Here is a 14213-nt window from a genome sequence, read left to right on the forward strand (position 1 = left end):
CTGCCGCACCCTCACCCACCGCTTCGGACTTGACGGCCTCGACGTCGAACGCGTGACGGGTCGCATTTCGCCGGCCCGTGACGGGCCGGATTCCGACCTGGGACGGGCCGCATTTCGCCGACCTGGGACGGGCCGGATTTCGCCGACCGGAATTTGACAGCGCGGCCCGCGCGGGTGGGCGCGGCCTCGTCCTCGCGCCCCGCACGGGCCGTGCCGTCACCCCTCCGGCGACCCCGGCGGCGACGGAATCCCCGGCGCCGACCCGGTCGCCGCGATGCGCCGCAGGATGTCGGGGCGGCGGATCAGCAGGGTACGGCGGCCCGTGACGACGGCCTCCCGGTCGCGGAGCTCCTTCAGCAGCCGCTGCACCATCTCCCGTGAGGCACCCACCGAGCCCGCCAGTTCCTGCTTGCTCAGCGGGACGGAGAGTTCGATGCCCTCGGCGGTGCGGCGGCCGTGGGTGCGGGCGAGGTCCAGCAGGAGGACGGCGAACCGTTCCCGCACGCTCATGGACGCGAACTCCAGTCGGCGGCGGTCGGCCGCGCGGGTGCGGTCCGCCGTCAGGCCCAGCAGCGCGAACGACACGGCGGGGGAGCGGTTCAGGAAGTCCTTGAACCGCTCGTGCTCCACCGCCACCGCCCGCACCGGCTCCAGGGCGGTCACCGTCGCCGACCGAGGCCGCCCGGTCAGCGCCGCCGACTCGCCGACGATGTCACCGGGCCCGCGCAGCGCCAGCAGCGCCTCGTAGCCGTTGGCCGCCGAGGCGGTGACCTTCGTCCAGCCGTGCACCAGGAAGAGGACGTGGGAGGAGGGCTCGCGCTGGTGGATCAGGACCATCCGCGCGGCAAAGGTCAGCTCGCGGCCGAGCGACAGCAGCGCCGAGCGGTCCTCGGCCTCCAGACGCGCAAGGAACGGAACCCGGTCGTCCAGGCCGCCGTCGTCCGGCGAGTACGCCGTCGTCCACGCCATGGTCATGCCCATCCCCCGATCCCTCGTCCTTGCAGCGGGCGGATCAACGTACTGAAAGCGCAACAACGCGGCGCGTGAAAGGGCGCGATCCAGCCATCCGGGCCGACAGGGCCGCGGACGGGTTCCGGCCTGCCCGGCGGCCTCCGTGTCGGCCGTCCGGGCACCGCCGGACTTGCTGGGACGAACCGGAGGTGAGGCGCGGAGAGGGCTGGGGAGAGGAGGGGAGAAGTCCGGCGTGTCGCGCTGGACTGCATTTGTTTTGACCGAAGTCCGTGAGGTAGGTACGCTCAGACCTTGTGCCTGGGGTGTGCCCTGGCTCTTGTGCGTGCCCTCAACCGCATAGCGAGCCGTGACTGGCCACCGTAATCTGCGCCCTTTTCGCCTTGCGGCGGGAGTCTGCGGGATTCGACACACCCGACCGCGTGGGTCGGCGACGTTCCAGGTTAGCTGTACCCATCGGCACACAGAAACCGGAGAAGTAGTGCCTACGATCCAGCAGCTGGTCCGCAAGGGCCGGCAGGACAAGGTCGAGAAGAACAAGACGCCCGCACTCGAGGGTTCCCCTCAGCGTCGCGGCGTCTGCACGCGTGTGTTCACGACCACCCCGAAGAAGCCGAACTCGGCCCTGCGTAAGGTCGCGCGTGTGCGCCTGACCAGCGGGATCGAGGTCACGGCTTACATTCCGGGTGAGGGACACAACCTGCAGGAGCACTCCATCGTGCTCGTGCGCGGCGGCCGTGTGAAGGACCTGCCGGGTGTTCGCTACAAGATCATCCGCGGCTCGCTCGACACCCAGGGTGTCAAGAACCGCAAGCAGGCCCGCAGCCGCTACGGCGCCAAGAAGGAGAAGTAAGAATGCCTCGTAAGGGCCCCGCCCCGAAGCGCCCGGTCATCATCGACCCGGTCTACGGTTCTCCTCTGGTGACCTCCCTGATCAACAAGGTGCTGCTGAACGGCAAGCGCTCCACCGCCGAGCGCATCGTCTACGGCGCCATGGAGGGTCTGCGTGAGAAGACGGGCAACGACCCGATCATCACGCTGAAGCGTGCGCTGGAGAACATCAAGCCGACCCTCGAGGTCAAGTCCCGCCGTGTCGGTGGTGCGACGTACCAGGTTCCGATCGAGGTCAAGCCCGGTCGCGCCAACACGCTCGCGCTGCGCTGGCTGGTCGGTTACTCCCGCGCCCGTCGCGAGAAGACCATGACCGAGCGTCTGCTGAACGAGCTCCTCGACGCCTCCAACGGCCTCGGTGCCGCTGTGAAGAAGCGCGAGGACACCCACAAGATGGCCGAGTCCAACAAGGCCTTCGCGCACTACCGCTGGTAGTCGCTACCCCATCGAGAACCGAGAGAAGACTGAAGCCTTATGGCTACCACTTCACTTGACCTGGCCAGGGTCCGCAACATCGGGATCATGGCCCACATCGACGCGGGCAAGACGACCACCACCGAGCGGATCCTGTTCTACACCGGCGTTTCGTACAAGATCGGTGAGGTCCACGACGGCGCTGCCACCATGGACTGGATGGAGCAGGAGCAGGAGCGTGGCATCACGATCACCTCTGCTGCCACCACCTGTCACTGGCCGCTGGAGAACGTCGACCACACCATCAACATCATCGACACCCCGGGTCACGTCGACTTCACGGTCGAGGTGGAGCGCTCCCTGCGCGTGCTCGACGGTGCCGTGACGGTGTTCGACGGCGTTGCCGGCGTTGAGCCGCAGTCCGAGACGGTGTGGCGTCAGGCGGACCGCTACGGCGTTCCGCGCATCTGCTTCGTCAACAAGCTCGACCGCACCGGTGCCGAGTTCCACCGCTGTGTCGACATGATCTCCGACCGCCTGGGCGCGCAGCCGCTGGTCATGCAGCTGCCGATCGGTGCCGAGGCGGACTTCAAGGGCGTCGTCGACCTGGTGACGATGAAGGCCCTGGTCTGGTCCGCCGAGGCCACCAAGGGCGAGATGTACGACACCGTCGACATCCCGGCCACGCACACCGAGGCGGCCGAGGAGTGGCGCGGCAAGCTGCTCGAGGCCGTCGCGGAGAACGACGAAGAGATCATGGAGCTGTACCTGGAGGGCGAGGAGCCTTCCGTGGAGCAGCTGTACGCCGCGATCCGTCGTATCACCATCGCGTCCGGCAAGTCCAAGGACACCACGGTCACCCCGGTGTTCTGCGGCACCGCGTTCAAGAACAAGGGCGTCCAGCCCCTGCTCGACGCGGTCGTGCGCTACCTGCCTTCCCCGGTTGACATCGAGGCCATCGAGGGCCACGCGGTCAACAACCCGGAGGAGGTCGTCAAGCGCAAGCCGTCCGACGGCGAGCCGCTGTCGGCGCTGGCGTTCAAGATCATGAGCGACCCGCACCTCGGCAAGCTCACCTTCGTCCGTGTGTACTCCGGTCGCCTGGAGTCCGGCACTCAGGTGCTGAACTCCGTCAAGGGCAAGAAGGAGCGCATCGGCAAGATCTACCGCATGCACGCGAACAAGCGTGAGGAGATCGAGTCGGTGGGCGCCGGCGACATCGTCGCCGTGATGGGCCTCAAGCAGACCACCACCGGTGAGACGCTGAGCGACGACAAGAAGCCGGTCATCCTGGAGTCCATGGACTTCCCGGCGCCGGTCATCCAGGTCGCCATCGAGCCCAAGTCGAAGGGCGACCAGGAGAAGCTGGGCGTCGCGATCCAGCGCCTGGCCGAGGAGGACCCGTCCTTCCAGGTCCACTCGGACGAGGAGACCGGCCAGACCATCATCGGTGGTATGGGCGAGCTGCACCTCGAGGTGCTGGTCGACCGTATGCGCCGTGAGTTCAAGGTCGAGGCCAACGTCGGCAAGCCGCAGGTCGCGTACCGCGAGACCATCCGCAAGACTGTCGACAAGGTCGACTACACGCACAAGAAGCAGACTGGTGGTACCGGCCAGTTCGCCAAGGTGCAGATCTCGATCGAGCCGCTCGAGGGTGGCGACACCTCGTACGAGTTCGTGAACAAGGTGACCGGTGGTCGTATCCCGAAGGAGTACATCCCTTCGGTCGACGCCGGTGCGCAGGAGGCCATGCAGTTCGGCATCCTCGCCGGTTACGAGATGACCGGTGTGCGCGTCACGCTGCTCGACGGTGGCTACCACGAGGTCGACTCCTCCGAGCTGGCGTTCAAGATCGCCGGTTCGCAGGCCTTCAAGGAGGCCGCCCGCAAGGCCAGCCCCGTGCTGCTCGAGCCGATGATGGCCGTCGAGGTCACCACGCCCGAGGACTACATGGGTGAGGTCATCGGTGACATCAACTCCCGCCGTGGCCAGATCCAGGCCATGGAGGAGCGTGCCGGCGCCCGTGTCGTGAAGGGCCTGGTTCCGCTGTCGGAGATGTTCGGCTACGTCGGCGACCTCCGCAGCAAGACGTCGGGTCGCGCGAGCTACTCGATGCAGTTCGACTCCTACGCCGAGGTTCCGCGGAACGTCGCCGAGGAGATCATCGCGAAGGCCAAGGGCGAGTAACGCACCCCGTTTACACGCTTTAGGCTTGACACCGAACGCCGGGGTTCCGACCCCAGGAAAGAACCCCGGCGGGCGGCACCCCAGCAAAGATCACCTGGCGCCGATGAGTAAGGCGTACAGAACCACTCCACAGGAGGACCCCAGTGGCGAAGGCGAAGTTCGAGCGGACTAAGCCGCACGTCAACATCGGCACCATCGGTCACATCGACCACGGTAAGACGACCCTCACGGCCGCCATTACCAAGGTGCTGCACGACGCGTACCCGGAGCTGAACGAGGCCACCCCGTTCGACAACATCGACAAGGCGCCCGAGGAGCGCCAGCGCGGTATCACCATCTCCATCGCGCACGTCGAGTACCAGACCGAGTCGCGTCACTACGCCCACGTCGACTGCCCGGGTCACGCGGACTACATCAAGAACATGATCACCGGTGCCGCCCAGATGGACGGCGCGATCCTGGTGGTCGCCGCGACCGACGGCCCGATGCCGCAGACCAAGGAGCACGTGCTCCTGGCCCGCCAGGTCGGCGTTCCCTACATCGTCGTCGCCCTGAACAAGGCCGACATGGTGGACGACGAGGAGATCCTGGAGCTCGTCGAGCTCGAGGTCCGTGAGCTCCTCTCCGAGTACGAGTTCCCGGGCGACGACGTTCCGGTCGTCAAGGTCTCCGCGCTGAAGGCCCTCGAGGGCGACGCGCAGTGGACCCAGTCGGTCCTGGACCTGATGAACGCCGTCGACACCTCCATCCCGGAGCCCGAGCGTGACGTCGACAAGCCGTTCCTGATGCCGATCGAGGACGTCTTCACGATCACCGGTCGCGGTACGGTCGTCACCGGCCGTATCGAGCGCGGTATCCTCAAGGTCAACGAGACCGTCGACATCATCGGCATCAAGACCGAGAAGACCACCACCACGGTCACCGGCATCGAGATGTTCCGCAAGCTGCTCGACGAGGGCCAGGCCGGTGAGAACGTCGGTCTGCTGCTCCGCGGCATCAAGCGCGAGGACGTCGAGCGCGGCCAGGTCATCATCAAGCCGGGTTCGGTCACCCCGCACACCGAGTTCGAGGCGCAGGCCTACATCCTCTCCAAGGACGAGGGTGGCCGCCACACGCCGTTCTTCAACAACTACCGTCCGCAGTTCTACTTCCGTACGACGGACGTGACCGGCGTGGTGACCCTCCCCGAGGGCACCGAGATGGTCATGCCGGGTGACAACACCGAGATGAAGGTGGAGCTCATCCAGCCCGTCGCCATGGAGGAGGGCCTGAAGTTCGCCATCCGTGAGGGTGGTCGCACCGTGGGCGCCGGCCAGGTCACCAAGATCAACAAGTGAGCTCGGCTCGCTTGAAGGTCTGACCCCATGGGTCGCTTGACCTGAAGAGGCCCGTACGACTTCGGTCGTACGGGCCTCTTCGCGTTGTCCGAGAGAGCGAACGGTACGGCGTCCCGCGCCGGACCCTCGCCGCCCTCGCGCCCGGCACCGTGCAGGTCTCGGTCCTCGTCTGCGCGTCGATGGTCCCCCGGGCCGAGCTGACGCGCGTGTCGCGCCTGCGGCACCGGAGGTACGCGGACCGGGCTGTTCGGGCGAATGGCGGGTGTCGTGCGGAGGTGTGAGACCGGCGCGGCTCATACGTTCGGGTGGCATGAAGAACGCAGCGGCGGATCGGACGTCCGCCCCCAGCAGGCGCAGCACCATTTCCGGGCTCGTCGGCGCAGCCGGGGCGCTGCTGGCCGCCGGGTGCACGGCCACGGACCCCATGTCGGCGCCGGGCCCCACGCCCACCGGGCCCGGTTCGGCCCCGGCCGGCGGCCCCACCCCCGGCGTGATGACGCTCTTCGACAATCCGGAGTTCAATTTCAGCGGCCTCCTGGCGCTCGGCGGATCCGGTCAGGGCAGCGGCGAGGTGGGCGAGGTACTCACCGCCGTGAACGCGATCAACAAGGCCGGCCTCTCCGCACAGTCGTACGTCCAGACCTTCAGGAAGCTCGGCGACCAGTTGATGGAGGCGCCCGAGGGCGGCAGACCCGGCCGGGGGACCAGGCGCTTGCGTGCGCTGCGGGCCGCCCAGTACTACGCCCAGGCGCTCTTCTTCGTTCTCGGCTCCGACGACCCCGGCAGCGAGGAGGCTCTGTACAAGGCCGGCCGTGGCGCCTGGGACGTGTTCTGCAAGCTGTGCGACCCGGCGCCGGTCATGGGGGATGTTCCGTACGGCAAGACCCCGCTTCCCGTGTGGTTCTTCCGCCCCGACGCATCAGGACGACGCCGCCCCACGGTGATCCTCACCAACGGCAGCGACGGACAGAACGTCGACATGTGGACGTACGGTGTCCCCGCCGCCCTGGAGCGCGGCTGGAACGCCCTCGTGTACGACGGGCCCGGCCAGGGACAGCTGATCTTCGTGGACAGGGTGGTGTTCACTCCGCGCTGGGAGAACGTCGTCACCCCGCTCGTCGACTGGCTGGTCGCCCGCACCGACGTGGACCCCGGCAAGATCGCTCTGACCGGGTTGAGCATGGCGGGCGACCTGGTTTCCCGCGCGGCGGCCTTCGAGCGGCGGATCGCGGCCGTGGTGGCGATGCCCGGCTGCCTGGAGCCGTGGCTGGGCTTCCCTCCGGAGATCCGGAGGATTCTGACCCCGAGCAAGGAGGAGACCAACACCGTCTGGAAAAAGGAGGTGGTCCCGAAGCTGTCGCCCGCCGACGCCGCGACGATGAAGAAGCGCTTCGAACCCTTCTCCGTGCCTGCGATGCTCGCTGCCCGCCGGGGCAGGCTCTTCACCGACTTCTACACCCCGGCCCGGCTCATCCGGTCGCTGACCGTCACGGACGTCGTGGGCCGCATCAAGGCGCCCACACTGGTCCTCGACTACGAGTTCGAGCAGTTCTACCCGGGCCAGGCACGGCGGCTGTTCGACAAGCTGACGGCCCCCAAGGCCTACGTGAAGCTCACCGCGGCAACCGGCGCCCAACTGCACTGCTCACCGATGGCTCCGCAACAGCACTGCGAGGTGGTCTTCGACTGGTTGGGGGAGACGCTCCCGGGCGGCTGACGCCCAGGACGCAGTGGGCCGCCGACTTCAATCACGGCATCAGCAGCCGCTGAGTACGGCGCTGATGTTCAACCCGGTGCCGGACCTCAGCCCCGTGGGAGATCTCGCCACGAGATCGGTCGACCTGTGGACGTACGAGCCCAACAAGGAGCACACGGCCGAGGCGAAATCTCAAAGCGACGGATGACAACGTCGGCCAAGAAGCCGGGATACGGCCTGCACGCGTACTACGCTGCCGTCGCCAAGGACTTCCGCACGCGGAACACGGTCCCCGGTGCGGCTGGAACCCGGCGGGGGTGTTCAAGCTGTGACCGACGGTGAAACCCGCGGCCGCCGGGTGAGCCCTTTGTTTGACCTGCGTCACCCCCGCGGTATTCTCTCCGGCCCGATTGGCCAGCCCCCCGCCCCCTATGGCAGACTGTCGGAGTTGCTCGGTCGAGTGTTGATGCTGCGCGCCTCCCGCCGGGAGGACTGGAAGCGAGTCCCACAGTACTCGTCGCCCTAACTGCCTGATGGCAGCGCTGGGGCGGACGTACGGGAATCTTCCGGGAAGCGTGGGCGCGGCACCGGCCAGGCACCCGGTGGGCATTTCGCTCCCGGTCGCACGGTTCCGGAAGGGCTGTGCTCCCCCCAGCAGGGATGTTCGAACAAGGGGCATCTGTGTCAGCGGGAGTGCGACACGCCCGACCGCGTGGGTCGGAGAAGAAGACATGGAACACCGGGTTCCAGAGCGTATGAGAGACAGGACTACGAAGTAGCCATGGCGGGACAGAAGATCCGCATCCGGCTCAAGGCCTACGACCACGAGGTCATCGACTCCTCGGCGAAGAAGATCGTCGAGACGGTGACCCGTACCGGTGCGTCGGTCGCGGGCCCGGTGCCGCTGCCCACTGAGAAGAACGTGTACTGCGTCATCAAGTCGCCGCACAAGTACAAGGACTCGCGCGAGCACTTCGAGATGCGCACGCACAAGCGCCTGATCGACATCCTCGACCCGACCCCCAAGACCGTTGACTCTCTGATGCGACTCGACCTCCCGGCCGGTGTCGACATCGAGATCAAGCTCTGAGGCCGGTGATCTGAGAGATGACCAAGCAGATCAAGGGCATCCTGGGCGAAAAGCTCGGAATGACGCAGGTGTGGGACGAGAACAACCGTGTCGTTCCCGTCACCGTCGTCAAGGCCGGGCCGAATGTCGTGACCCAGGTTCGTACGAACGACGTCGACGGCTACGAGTCCGTCCAGATCGCCTTCGGCGAGATCGACCCGCGCAAGGTGAACAAGCCCCTCAAGGGTCACTTCGCCAAGGCCGACGTCACCCCGCGTCGTCACCTCGTCGAGATCCGCACGTCGGATGCCTCCGAGTACACCCTCGGCCAGGAGATCACCGCTGAGGTGTTCGAGGCCGGTGTGAAGGTCGACGTCACCGGCAAGAGCAAGGGCAAGGGCTTCGCCGGTGTCATGAAGCGTCACAACTTCAAGGGCCTCGGCGCCGGTCACGGCACCCAGCGCAAGCACCGCTCCCCCGGTTCCATCGGTGGCTGTGCCACCCCGGGCCGTGTGTTCAAGGGCCTCCGCATGGCGGGTCGCATGGGCAACGAGCGGGTCACCACCCAGAACCTGACCGTCCACGCCGTTGACGCGGAGAAGGGTCTGCTGCTCATCAAGGGCGCGGTTCCCGGTCCGAACGGCGGCCTCGTCCTGGTCCGCACCGCGGCCAAGGGGGCCTGAGGTAACCGATGAGCACTGTTGACATCCTTTCGCCGGCGGGCGAGAAGGCCGGTTCCGTCGAGCTCCCTGCGGAGATCTTCGACGTTGAGAAGGTCAGCATCCCGCTGATCCACCAGGTCGTCGTCGCGCAGCTGGCCGCTGCCCGCCAGGGCACGCACAAGACGAAGACTCGTGGCGAGGTCCGTGGTGGTGGCAAGAAGCCTTACCGCCAGAAGGGCACCGGTCGCGCCCGTCAGGGTTCGACCCGCGCGCCGCAGTTCGCCGGTGGTGGCGTCGTGCACGGTCCCGTGCCGCGCGACTACTCGCAGCGGACCCCGAAGAAGATGAAGGCCGCGGCCCTGCGCCACGCCCTCACCGACCGGGCTCGCAACAACCGCATCCACGTCGTCACCGACGTGGTGGAGTCGGACATCTCCACCAAGGCCGCCAAGGCTCTCCTCGGCAAGATCAGCGAGCGCAAGAACGTGCTCCTGGTCGTCGAGCGCGAGAACGAGAAGGCCCTGCTGTCCGCTCGCAACCTGCCCCAGGTCCACATCCTGGAGCCGGGCCAGCTGAACACGTACGACGTGATCGTCTCCGACGACGTGGTCTTCACCCAGGCCGCTTTCGAGTCCTTCGTGTCCGGCCCGAAGGCCATTGACACCGAAGGGAGCGAGGCCTGATGGCTATCCGTCACCCCGCCATTGCCTCGAAGGCCGCCAAGGCCGCCAAGGCCGCGCGCGTCGCCAAGGCGCGTCGCCACGCCACCGAGGGCAAGAACACCGTCGTCACCCCGGCGAGCAAGGCGTACACGGACCCCCGTGACGTCCTGATCAAGCCGGTCGTGTCCGAGAAGAGCTACGCGCTCCTCGACGAGAACAAGTACACGTTCATCGTGGACCCGAGCGCCAACAAGACCCAGATCAAGCAGGCCGTCCAGTCGGTCTTCTCGGTCAAGGTCACCGGGGTCAACACGATCAACCGCCAGGGCAAGCGCAAGCGGACCCGCACGGGCTTCGGCCAGCGCGCCGCCACCAAGCGCGCGATCGTGACCCTCGCTGAGGGCGACCGTATCGACATCTTCGGCGGTCCGACCGCCTGACGGCGGTTCGGAATCGTCCAGATAATCGGAATCTTCCGAGGACTGAGAGACAATGGGTATCCGCAAGTACAAGCCGACGACTCCTGGCCGTCGTGGCGCCAGCGTCGCCGACTTCGTCGAGGTCACGCGGTCTACGCCGGAGAAGTCGCTGGTCCGTCCCCTGCACAGCAAGGGCGGCCGTAACAATTCCGGTCGTGTGACCGTTCGCCACCAGGGTGGCGGACACAAGCGCGCCTACCGCGTGATCGACTTCCGTCGTCACGACAAGGACGGCGTGCCGGCGAAGGTCGCGCACATCGAGTACGACCCCAACCGCACCGCGCGCATCGCGCTCCTGCACTACGCGGACGGCGAGAAGCGTTACATCCTCGCGCCGCGTGGCCTGAGCCAGGGCGACCGCGTCGAGAACGGTCCCGGGGCCGACATCAAGCCGGGCAACAACCTTGCCCTGCGCAACATCCCGGTCGGTACGACTCTGCACGCCATCGAGCTGCGTCCGGGCGGCGGCGCCAAGTTCGCCCGCTCGGCCGGTGCCTCCGTGCAGCTGCTCGCGAAGGAGGGCTCCATGGCCCACCTGCGCATGCCGTCCGGTGAGATCCGTCTGGTCGACGTCCGCTGCCGCGCCACCGTTGGCGAGGTCGGCAACGCCGAGCAGAGCAACATCAACTGGGGTAAGGCGGGCCGCAAGCGCTGGCTGGGCGTTCGCCCGACCGTGCGTGGCGTGGTCATGAACCCGGTTGACCACCCGCACGGTGGTGGTGAGGGCCGGACCTCCGGTGGCCGCCACCCTGTGTCCCCGTGGGGCAAGAAGGAAGGCCGTACTCGTTCTCCCAAGAAGGCGAGCAACAAGTACATCGTCCGCCGCCGCAAGACGAACAAGAAGCGCTAAGGACGGGTTGAGATGCCTCGTAGCTTGAAGAAGGGACCCTTCGTCGACGACCACCTGATCAAGAAGGTGGACGTCCAGAACGAAGCCGGTACCAAGAACGTCATCAAGACCTGGTCCCGTCGCTCGATGATCGTCCCGGCCATGCTCGGCCACACGATCGCGGTGCACAACGGCAAGACCCACATCCCGGTGTTTGTCACCGAGTCCATGGTCGGCCACAAGCTCGGCGAGTTCTCGCCGACGCGCACCTTCCGGGGTCACGTCAAGGACGACCGGAAGTCGAAGCGCCGCTAGTAGCGGGGTGGAATGACCAATGACAAACACTGAAGGGACAACCATGGAAGCCAGGGCCCAGGCGCGGTACATCCGCGTCACGCCCATGAAGGCCCGCCGTGTGGTGGACCTCATCCGTGGCATGGACGCCACGGAGGCTCAGGCGGTCCTGCGTTTCGCCCCGCAGGCCGCGAGCGTGCCGGTCGGCAAGGTGCTGGACAGCGCCATCGCCAACGCCGCGCACAACTACGACCACACCGATGTCGACAGCCTCTTCGTTTCCGAGGCCTACGTCGACGAGGGCCCGACCCTGAAGCGGTTCCGTCCGCGTGCCCAGGGCCGTGCCTACCGGATCCGCAAGCGGACCAGCCACATCACCGTGGTCGTCAGCAGCAAGGAAGGAACCCGGTAATGGGCCAGAAGGTAAACCCGCACGGGTTCCGGCTCGGTGTCACGACCGACTTCAAGTCGCGTTGGTACGCCGACAAGCTGTACAAGGACTACGTCAAGGAAGACGTCGCCATCCGTCGGATGATGACGTCCGGCATGGAGCGCGCCGGCATCTCCAAGGTCGAGATCGAGCGCACCCGTGACCGTGTGCGTGTGGACATCCACACCGCGCGTCCGGGCATCGTCATCGGCCGCCGTGGCGCCGAGGCCGACCGCATCCGCGGCGACCTCGAGAAGCTCACGGGCAAGCAGGTCCAGCTGAACATCCTCGAGGTCAAGAACCCCGAGACCGACGCTCAGCTGGTTGCCCAGGCCGTTGCCGAGCAGCTGTCCTCCCGCGTCTCCTTCCGCCGTGCCATGCGCAAGAGCATGCAGTCGGCGATGAAGGCGGGCGCCAAGGGCATCAAGATCCAGTGCGGTGGCCGCCTCGGCGGCGCCGAGATGTCCCGCTCGGAGTTCTACCGCGAGGGCCGTGTGCCCCTGCACACGCTCCGCGCGAACGTGGACTACGGCTTCTTCGAGGCCAAGACGACCTTCGGCCGCATCGGTGTGAAGGTCTGGATCTACAAGGGCGATGTCAAGAACATCGCCGAGGTCCGCGCCGAGAACGCTGCCGCCCGTGCGGGTAACCGCCCGGCCCGCGGTGGCGCCGACCGCCCGGCCCGTGGTGGCCGCGGTGGCGAGCGGCGCGGTCGCAAGCCGCAGCAGGCTGCCGGCGCCGAGGCCCCCAAGGCCGAGGCCCCCGCCGCTCCGGCTGAGAGCACCGGAACGGAGGCCTGACCGACATGCTGATCCCCCGTAGGGTCAAGCACCGCAAGCAGCACCACCCGAAGCGCAACGGTATGTCCAAGGGTGGAACGCAGGTTGCGTTCGGCGAGTACGGCATCCAGGCGCTGACCCCGGCGTACGTCACGAACCGCCAGATCGAAGCGGCTCGTATCGCCATGACCCGTCACATCAAGCGTGGCGGCAAGGTCTGGATCAACATCTACCCGGACCGCCCGCTGACCAAGAAGCCCGCCGAGACCCGCATGGGTTCCGGTAAGGGTTCGCCCGAGTGGTGGATCGCGAACGTCAAGCCTGGTCGCGTGATGTTCGAGCTGTCCTACCCGAACGAGAAGATCGCCCGTGAGGCGCTGCTTCGTGCGGCCCACAAGCTGCCGATGAAGTGCCGGATCGTCAAGCGCGAGGCAGGTGAAGCGTGATGTCGGCCGGTACCAAGGCGTCCGAGCTGCGCGAGCTGGGCAACGAGGAGCTTCTGGGTAAGCTCCGCGAGGCCAAGGAAGAGCTGTTCAACCTCCGCTTCCAGGCGGCGACCGGGCAGCTCGAGAACCACGGCCGTCTGAAGGCGGTCCGCAAGGACATCGCGCGGATCTACACCCTGATGCGCGAGCGTGAGCTGGGCATCGAAACGGTGGAGAACGCCTGATGAGCGAGAACAACGTGACTGAGAACACTGAGGCGCGCGGCTTCCGCAAGACCCGCGAGGGTCTCGTCGTCAGCGACAAGATGGACAAGACCGTCGTCGTCGCCGTCGAGGACCGCGTCAAGCACGCGCTGTACGGCAAGGTCATCCGCCGTACGAACAAGCTCAAGGCGCACGACGAGCAGAACGCCGCGGGCGTCGGCGACCGTGTCCTCCTGATGGAGACCCGGCCGCTGTCCGCGACCAAGCGCTGGCGCGTCGTCGAGATCCTCGAGAAGGCGAAGTAAGGAAGCGGGGGCTCGCCGCCCCCGCTGACCCCCGCTGGGGGCCGCACCGTCAGGTGCCCGGCCCCCGGCATGGGTTTCCGCCTGGAGAGGCGTAAGTAATTCCTGCGGGTCATCCCCCGCAGGACAGTTCCGCCAGGCTCGCAGCTGACCGGCAGGTCTCTGCGGGAACCGGCAGACGATCAGGAGATAGACGTGATCCAGCAGGAGTCGCGACTGCGCGTCGCCGACAACACTGGTGCGAAGGAGATCCTTTGCATCCGTGTGCTCGGTGGCTCAGGTCGCCGCTACGCGGGCATCGGTGACGTCATCGTCGCCACCGTCAAGGACGCGATCCCCGGTGGCAACGTGAAGAAGGGTGACGTCGTCAAGGCGGTCATCGTTCGCACCGTCAAGGAGCGCCGCCGTCCGGACGGCTCGTACATCCGCTTCGACGAGAACGCCGCCGTCATTCTGAAGAACGACGGCGACCCTCGCGGCACCCGCATCTTCGGCCCGGTCGGCCGTGAGCTGCGCGAGAAGAAGTTCATGAAGATCATCTCGCTCGCGCCGGAGGTGCTGTAA

General features: G+C 66.9%; 19 protein-coding genes. 18 read left to right on the forward strand and 1 reads right to left on the reverse strand.

The features are described from left to right. Positions 1-216 precede the first annotated feature (216 nt). A complete protein-coding gene (locus AAW14_RS24210) occupies positions 217-969 on the reverse strand; it encodes a Crp/Fnr family transcriptional regulator (protein WP_265566117.1) in 753 nt (250 codons plus the stop codon). Between the two features lie 481 nt (positions 970-1450). Here AAW14_RS24210 and rpsL point away from each other — a divergent pair, with 481 nt between their 5' ends. The 18 genes from rpsL to rplN all read left to right on the forward strand — a co-directional run bounded on the left by rpsL (position 1451) and on the right by rplN (position 14213). Continuing rightward, positions 1451-1822, forward strand: coding sequence for a 30S ribosomal protein S12 (gene rpsL, locus AAW14_RS24215; RefSeq protein WP_003948652.1), 372 nt, complete (start codon positions 1451-1453; stop codon positions 1820-1822). A gap of 2 nt (positions 1823-1824) precedes the next feature. Beyond that, positions 1825-2295, forward strand: coding sequence for a 30S ribosomal protein S7 (gene rpsG, locus AAW14_RS24220; protein ID WP_003992340.1), 471 nt, complete (start codon positions 1825-1827; stop codon positions 2293-2295). A gap of 39 nt (positions 2296-2334) precedes the next feature. Beyond that, positions 2335-4461, forward strand: coding sequence for an elongation factor G (fusA, locus tag AAW14_RS24225; protein ID WP_265566053.1), 2127 nt, complete (start codon positions 2335-2337; stop codon positions 4459-4461). Between the two features lie 143 nt (positions 4462-4604). After that, positions 4605-5798 carry an elongation factor Tu gene (tuf, locus tag AAW14_RS24230; RefSeq protein WP_265566054.1) on the forward strand — a complete coding sequence of 398 codons (1194 nt, stop codon included), beginning with the start codon at positions 4605-4607 and terminating at the stop codon, positions 5796-5798. 310 nt (positions 5799-6108) lie between these two features. Continuing rightward, positions 6109-7515, forward strand: coding sequence for an alpha/beta hydrolase family protein (locus AAW14_RS24235; protein WP_265566055.1), 1407 nt, complete (start codon positions 6109-6111; stop codon positions 7513-7515). Between the two features lie 64 nt (positions 7516-7579). Continuing rightward, entirely contained in the window at positions 7580-7702 is a 123-nt protein-coding gene (locus AAW14_RS24240) for a hypothetical protein (protein ID WP_265566056.1), read from the forward strand. A 573-nt stretch (positions 7703-8275) separates the two neighbouring features. Further along, a complete protein-coding gene (rpsJ, locus tag AAW14_RS24245) occupies positions 8276-8584 on the forward strand; it encodes a 30S ribosomal protein S10 (protein ID WP_003948644.1) in 309 nt (102 codons plus the stop codon). A 17-nt stretch (positions 8585-8601) separates the two neighbouring features. After that, complete coding sequence (rplC, locus tag AAW14_RS24250; RefSeq protein ID WP_265566057.1) at positions 8602-9246, forward strand: 50S ribosomal protein L3; 645 nt, start codon at positions 8602-8604, stop codon at positions 9244-9246. A gap of 8 nt (positions 9247-9254) precedes the next feature. Beyond that, positions 9255-9908: a 50S ribosomal protein L4 gene (gene rplD, locus AAW14_RS24255; protein ID WP_265566058.1), complete on the forward strand. Its 654-nt coding sequence runs from the start codon at positions 9255-9257 to the stop codon at positions 9906-9908. Then, complete coding sequence (rplW, locus tag AAW14_RS24260; protein ID WP_265566059.1) at positions 9908-10327, forward strand: 50S ribosomal protein L23; 420 nt, start codon at positions 9908-9910, stop codon at positions 10325-10327. The genes rplD and rplW overlap by 1 nt, the downstream gene beginning before the upstream one ends. A 52-nt stretch (positions 10328-10379) precedes the next feature. Beyond that, the gene (gene rplB, locus AAW14_RS24265; protein WP_006140909.1) at positions 10380-11216 is read left to right on the forward strand and encodes a 50S ribosomal protein L2; all 837 of its coding nucleotides are present in this window, start codon (positions 10380-10382) and stop codon (positions 11214-11216) included. 12 nt (positions 11217-11228) lie between these two features. Further along, positions 11229-11510: a 30S ribosomal protein S19 gene (rpsS, locus tag AAW14_RS24270; RefSeq protein ID WP_003948639.1), complete on the forward strand. Its 282-nt coding sequence runs from the start codon at positions 11229-11231 to the stop codon at positions 11508-11510. 43 nt (positions 11511-11553) lie between these two features. Continuing rightward, positions 11554-11901, forward strand: coding sequence for a 50S ribosomal protein L22 (gene rplV, locus AAW14_RS24275; protein ID WP_030778516.1), 348 nt, complete (start codon positions 11554-11556; stop codon positions 11899-11901). After that, positions 11901-12719 (forward strand): 30S ribosomal protein S3, encoded by an 819-nt coding sequence (gene rpsC, locus AAW14_RS24280; protein WP_055706471.1) that lies wholly within the window; start codon positions 11901-11903, stop codon positions 12717-12719. Before rplV ends, rpsC begins: the two co-directional genes overlap by 1 nt. Before the next feature lie 5 nt (positions 12720-12724). Continuing rightward, positions 12725-13144, forward strand: coding sequence for a 50S ribosomal protein L16 (gene rplP / locus AAW14_RS24285; protein ID WP_030174541.1), 420 nt, complete (start codon positions 12725-12727; stop codon positions 13142-13144). Continuing rightward, positions 13144-13368: a 50S ribosomal protein L29 gene (gene rpmC / locus AAW14_RS24290; protein WP_018564811.1), complete on the forward strand. Its 225-nt coding sequence runs from the start codon at positions 13144-13146 to the stop codon at positions 13366-13368. Before rplP ends, rpmC begins: the two co-directional genes overlap by 1 nt. Continuing rightward, complete coding sequence (gene rpsQ / locus AAW14_RS24295; protein ID WP_004984524.1) at positions 13368-13652, forward strand: 30S ribosomal protein S17; 285 nt, start codon at positions 13368-13370, stop codon at positions 13650-13652. The genes rpmC and rpsQ overlap by 1 nt, the downstream gene beginning before the upstream one ends. 192 nt (positions 13653-13844) lie before the next feature. Next, on the forward strand, positions 13845-14213 hold the full coding sequence (gene rplN / locus AAW14_RS24300) for a 50S ribosomal protein L14 (protein ID WP_003998823.1): 369 nt from the start codon (positions 13845-13847) through the stop codon (positions 14211-14213).

Source organism: Streptomyces hygroscopicus (assembly GCF_026168105.1).
GTDB lineage: Bacteria > Actinomycetota > Actinomycetes > Streptomycetales > Streptomycetaceae > Streptomyces > Streptomyces hygroscopicus_D.

Bases quoted from the DNA above. Each gene is read 5' to 3' on its own strand.
- rplC (WP_265566057.1), top strand. From the start codon at position 8,602: ATGACCAAGCAGATCAAGGGCATCCTGGGCGAAAAGCTCGGAATGACG.
- rpmC (WP_018564811.1), top strand. From the start codon at position 13,144: ATGTCGGCCGGTACCAAGGCGTCCGAGCTGCGCGAGCTGGGCAACGAG.
- rpsS (WP_003948639.1), top strand. From the start codon at position 11,229: ATGCCTCGTAGCTTGAAGAAGGGACCCTTCGTCGACGACCACCTGATC.
- AAW14_RS24210 (WP_265566117.1), bottom strand. From the start codon at position 969: ATGGCGTGGACGACGGCGTACTCGCCGGACGACGGCGGCCTGGACGAC.
- AAW14_RS24240 (WP_265566056.1), top strand. From the start codon at position 7,580: ATGTTCAACCCGGTGCCGGACCTCAGCCCCGTGGGAGATCTCGCCACG.
- rplW (WP_265566059.1), top strand. From the start codon at position 9,908: ATGGCTATCCGTCACCCCGCCATTGCCTCGAAGGCCGCCAAGGCCGCC.
- rpsC (WP_055706471.1), top strand. From the start codon at position 11,901: ATGGGCCAGAAGGTAAACCCGCACGGGTTCCGGCTCGGTGTCACGACC.
- rpsQ (WP_004984524.1), top strand. From the start codon at position 13,368: ATGAGCGAGAACAACGTGACTGAGAACACTGAGGCGCGCGGCTTCCGC.
- rplB (WP_006140909.1), top strand. From the start codon at position 10,380: ATGGGTATCCGCAAGTACAAGCCGACGACTCCTGGCCGTCGTGGCGCC.
- rpsG (WP_003992340.1), top strand. From the start codon at position 1,825: ATGCCTCGTAAGGGCCCCGCCCCGAAGCGCCCGGTCATCATCGACCCG.
- rplV (WP_030778516.1), top strand. From the start codon at position 11,554: ATGGAAGCCAGGGCCCAGGCGCGGTACATCCGCGTCACGCCCATGAAG.
- AAW14_RS24235 (WP_265566055.1), top strand. From the start codon at position 6,109: ATGAAGAACGCAGCGGCGGATCGGACGTCCGCCCCCAGCAGGCGCAGC.
- rpsJ (WP_003948644.1), top strand. From the start codon at position 8,276: ATGGCGGGACAGAAGATCCGCATCCGGCTCAAGGCCTACGACCACGAG.
- rplP (WP_030174541.1), top strand. From the start codon at position 12,725: ATGCTGATCCCCCGTAGGGTCAAGCACCGCAAGCAGCACCACCCGAAG.
- rplD (WP_265566058.1), top strand. From the start codon at position 9,255: ATGAGCACTGTTGACATCCTTTCGCCGGCGGGCGAGAAGGCCGGTTCC.
- fusA (WP_265566053.1), top strand. From the start codon at position 2,335: ATGGCTACCACTTCACTTGACCTGGCCAGGGTCCGCAACATCGGGATC.